The 3,337-nt window shown below is 53.6% G+C and carries 3 protein-coding genes; 1 reads left to right on the plus strand and 2 read right to left on the minus strand.

Annotated features, from left to right (window positions below):
- On the minus strand, positions 1-1,155 hold a 1,155-nt coding region (locus tag H6F43_RS11620), incomplete at its 3' end, for a CHASE2 domain-containing protein (protein ID WP_190342926.1).
- A gap of 205 nt (positions 1,156-1,360) precedes the next feature.
- On the opposite strand from H6F43_RS11620, the gene arsS reads away from it, so the two are divergent.
- Positions 1,361-2,482, plus strand: a complete 1,122-nt coding sequence (arsS, locus tag H6F43_RS11625) for an arsenosugar biosynthesis radical SAM (seleno)protein ArsS (protein ID WP_190342928.1) — start codon at positions 1,361-1,363, stop codon at positions 2,480-2,482.
- A 119-nt stretch (positions 2,483-2,601) separates the two neighbouring features.
- Here arsS and rpsD read toward each other — a convergent pair whose 3' ends face one another.
- A complete protein-coding gene (gene rpsD / locus H6F43_RS11630; protein ID WP_190342927.1) occupies positions 2,602-3,210 on the minus strand; it encodes a 30S ribosomal protein S4 in 609 nt (202 codons plus the stop codon).
- Between the last annotated feature and the right edge of the window lie 127 nt (positions 3,211-3,337).

The raw sequence follows: 3,337 nt of genomic DNA on the forward strand, positions 1-3,337 counted from the left end.
CCAACTGCCTTGCAGAAACAGCAGATACGAAATTCCCGCGAGTCCAATTCCAGACAGCAGAATTGCCAGCGCCGATTTGTTTGCCGAGTGTAACCGCCATCCTAGCTGCGCTCCCACACACGACCAGCCCCAAATCCAGAACCACTCCATCGGCTCAGACCATACTCCGATCGCCGATCGTCCCTCCAAGGCAGCGCTGAGAAGTTGACTGATCAGGTTCGCTTGCAGCTCCACCCCCGCCATCGGCTGCTGTGGATAGGTTCCCAGCAGATCATCGTTGTAGGACGTTGGGAAAAAGTCTTTGAGACTGACAGCGGTTGAGCCAATCAGGACAATGCGATCGCGAAACTTCTCCGCCGCAACTCGCCCCTCCAGCACATCGGTCATCGAAACCATCGCGAACCGATTGGTAGGACCGCGGAGATTTGCCAGAAATTGGTAGCCGCCTGCATCTGCGCGAATGTAGGAGCCATCGTCTCCAGCGAAGCGGCGAAAGATGGCGTTTCCTAACTGAAGATGCTCAGAGCCATCTGTCGCCTTTTGAGGCGTTACTCCCTCTGCTTTGAGATACATCAGCGCCAGCGAGAGAGAAAAACTTTGATGGGTTTTTCCCTCCACCTTCCAGTAGAGCAATCCCCGCCGCACTTTACCATCGGGATCAAACGGGACATTGTTGAAGCCAACTTGGTGCTGCCGATTTAACGCCGACGGAGGCGGCACTGCCGGACTGGTTTTGTCCTTGATCTGCTCGATCGCAACTAGGTTTGACGCAACGTACTGTTCTAACAGGGTAGTGTGTCCCGGTTCTACCGGCATATCACGGTAAAGGTCAATGCCGATCGCGCGGGGCTGGTGGGCTTGTAGCCGTTGCAGCAGTTGCGCCAGTGCCGCATCGGGAATAGGCCATTTGCCAATCTTGCGCAGATCTGCCTCATCAATGCCAACTAGAATGATGCGATCGTCCACGGGTTCTAGTGGACGCAGCCGGACCCACTGATCAAAGGCAGCAAGCTCCCATCCCTGAAGCAGTCCAGTCAGACGCAGCAGAATGACCAAGCTAGCGACGCTTGAAGCTGTAAGCAGCACTCGCATCTCTCCACGCAGCTTGCGCTTCAACGCTCTCCAGAGAGTGAACGGGTTGCTACCTTGTTTCATGCCGCTGCTCGTCCGATGCTTATTGAACAGGTCGTGAAGCAATGCTAGATTGCCCCGCTACTGCTCAAAATTAACTTGCGAACGGTGAACTAGGCAGTTCACTAGCCCTGTCTTTGGAGAAAATTTTTATATCCAAACACGACTAATTCCAAGATTTCTACAATCTAAGTGACGAGAGAGTGAATATATGCAGCCAGTAGAATCAATGGACGCGACTAAGCCAAACACAGCGGCTGCGGGACCGAAACCGACCACATCACTGCTGCGGCGGCGATCGCCGCTTGCATCGCCTCAGTATCAGCTAGACGTTCTGGATGCTGTCAATCTCCTTCAGGCAGGCGATTTTACCGCAACGCTTCAGGCGCACGGCTGTCAGAGGCTGCAACCGGCCAAGCTAGAAATTTTTCAAATCAACGTTGGTAAGCTGTGCAACATGACCTGTCGCCACTGCCATGTGGACGCTGGACCCGATCGCACGCGAGAAAACATGGACCGCGAGACGATCGACGCTTGCCTGCGTGCCCTCGACCAGACCGAGGCACACACCGTTGATGTCACGGGTGGAGCACCCGAACTGAATCCTCACTTCCGCTATCTGGTCGATCAGTGTGTAGCACGGGGCAAGCAGGTCATCGATCGCTGCAATCTGACTGTACTGCTGCTGCCCCGAATGCAGGATTTACCGGAGTGGCTTGCCGAACGCGGTGTCGAAGTCGTCTGTTCGCTGCCGCACTACCGCCAGCGCAACACAGACGCGCAGCGGGGCGATGGCACCTTTGAGCAGTCGATCGAGGCGCTGCGGCGATTAAACGCGGCGGGCTACGGTCAGGGCGATCCACAACGCCAACTAACGCTGGTGAGCAATCCGGTCGGTGCGTTTTTGTCCAGCAACCAAACGAAACTAGAGGGCGAGTGGAAAGCGGGATTGCAGAAGTATCAGGGGGTGACGTTCGATCGCTTGATCACGCTGAACAATATGCCAATTTCTCGCTATCTAGAATGGCTGGAGCAGTCGGGAAATTTGCAGCGCTATCTGGAACTGCTAGTGAATGCGTTTAATCCAGCGACAATCAACGGTCTGATGTGTCGCAATACACTGTCGATTTCCTGGGATGGTCGTTTGTTTGACTGCGATTTTAATCAAATGCTGGATTTAGAGATTCAACCGTCCAATGCCGATCGGGGCGCGTCCCCCCAGGAGAATCGTCTTCATATTCGAGACTTCAATCTAGCCATGCTGGCACAGCGCCAGATTATCACTGGACGGCACTGTTTCGGCTGTACTGCGGGTGCAGGAAGTTCCTGCGGCGGCTCCTTAGCTGAGTGAGCGTTTCAGCAATTAGAAACGCAATAAAAGAAAACACAATAAAAGCCTCCTGACTGACGGTTTCAGGAGGCCTTATCATGTAATGCCGCGGTAGAAAGCGCCCCAGCGGCGCTGAAATTTTATGCCTGTCGTGAGTAGTACTCAACAATCAGCAGTTCATTCACTTGTAAAGCGACCCACTCGCGCTCTACAACGCTATTCACCTTACCTTCCATCTTGTTTTTGTCAAACTCTAGATGGCTCGGTAGGTTTGCCAAACCGGGATACTGTAGGTTTTGCTCCACAAGCTGACGCGATCGCTCTTTGTTTTTTACAGCAATCACCTCTCCAGGACGGCACTGATAGCTGGGAATATCGACGACGCGACCATTCACCGTCACGTGTCCATGATTCACCAGTTGACGAGCACCGGGGATTGTGGGAGCCATCCCCATACGGAACACCGTGTTGTCCAAGCGCATCTCCAGCAGTTGCAGGAGCACTTGACCTGTAGAACCCGCAGCACGACGAGCTTTCCGCACGTAGCGCAGGAGTTGCCGCTCACTCAAACCGTAATTAAAGCGCAGCTTTTGCTTTTCTTCGAGACGGACAGCATATTCAGAGCGCTTTTTGCGGTTTTGACCATGCTGTCCAGGTGGATAAGAGCGTCGGGCAGATTTGCGAGTCAAACCCGGCAGATCGCCCAGACGACGAACAATTCGGAGGCGAGGACCTCGATAGCGCGACATTCAGCTTCCTCTTTCGCTCAAAAGTAATTTTTGTCAGAACCTCCAGTATACGACTAGAAGGGCGCAATGTAAAAACGTTAATAACTTTTACGTTGCATAGCCCGCTATTGGCGAAAACGCGGCGATC

Source organism: Leptolyngbya sp. FACHB-36 (genome assembly GCF_014695955.1).
GTDB lineage: Bacteria > Cyanobacteriota > Cyanobacteriia > Leptolyngbyales > Leptolyngbyaceae > FACHB-36.

Excerpts from the sequence above, each read along its gene's own strand:
- rpsD (WP_190342927.1), bottom strand. The coding sequence starts at position 3,210 with ATGTCGCGCTATCGAGGTCCTCGCCTCCGAATTGTTCGTCGTCTGGGC.
- arsS (WP_190342928.1), top strand. The coding sequence starts at position 1,361 with ATGGACGCGACTAAGCCAAACACAGCGGCTGCGGGACCGAAACCGACC.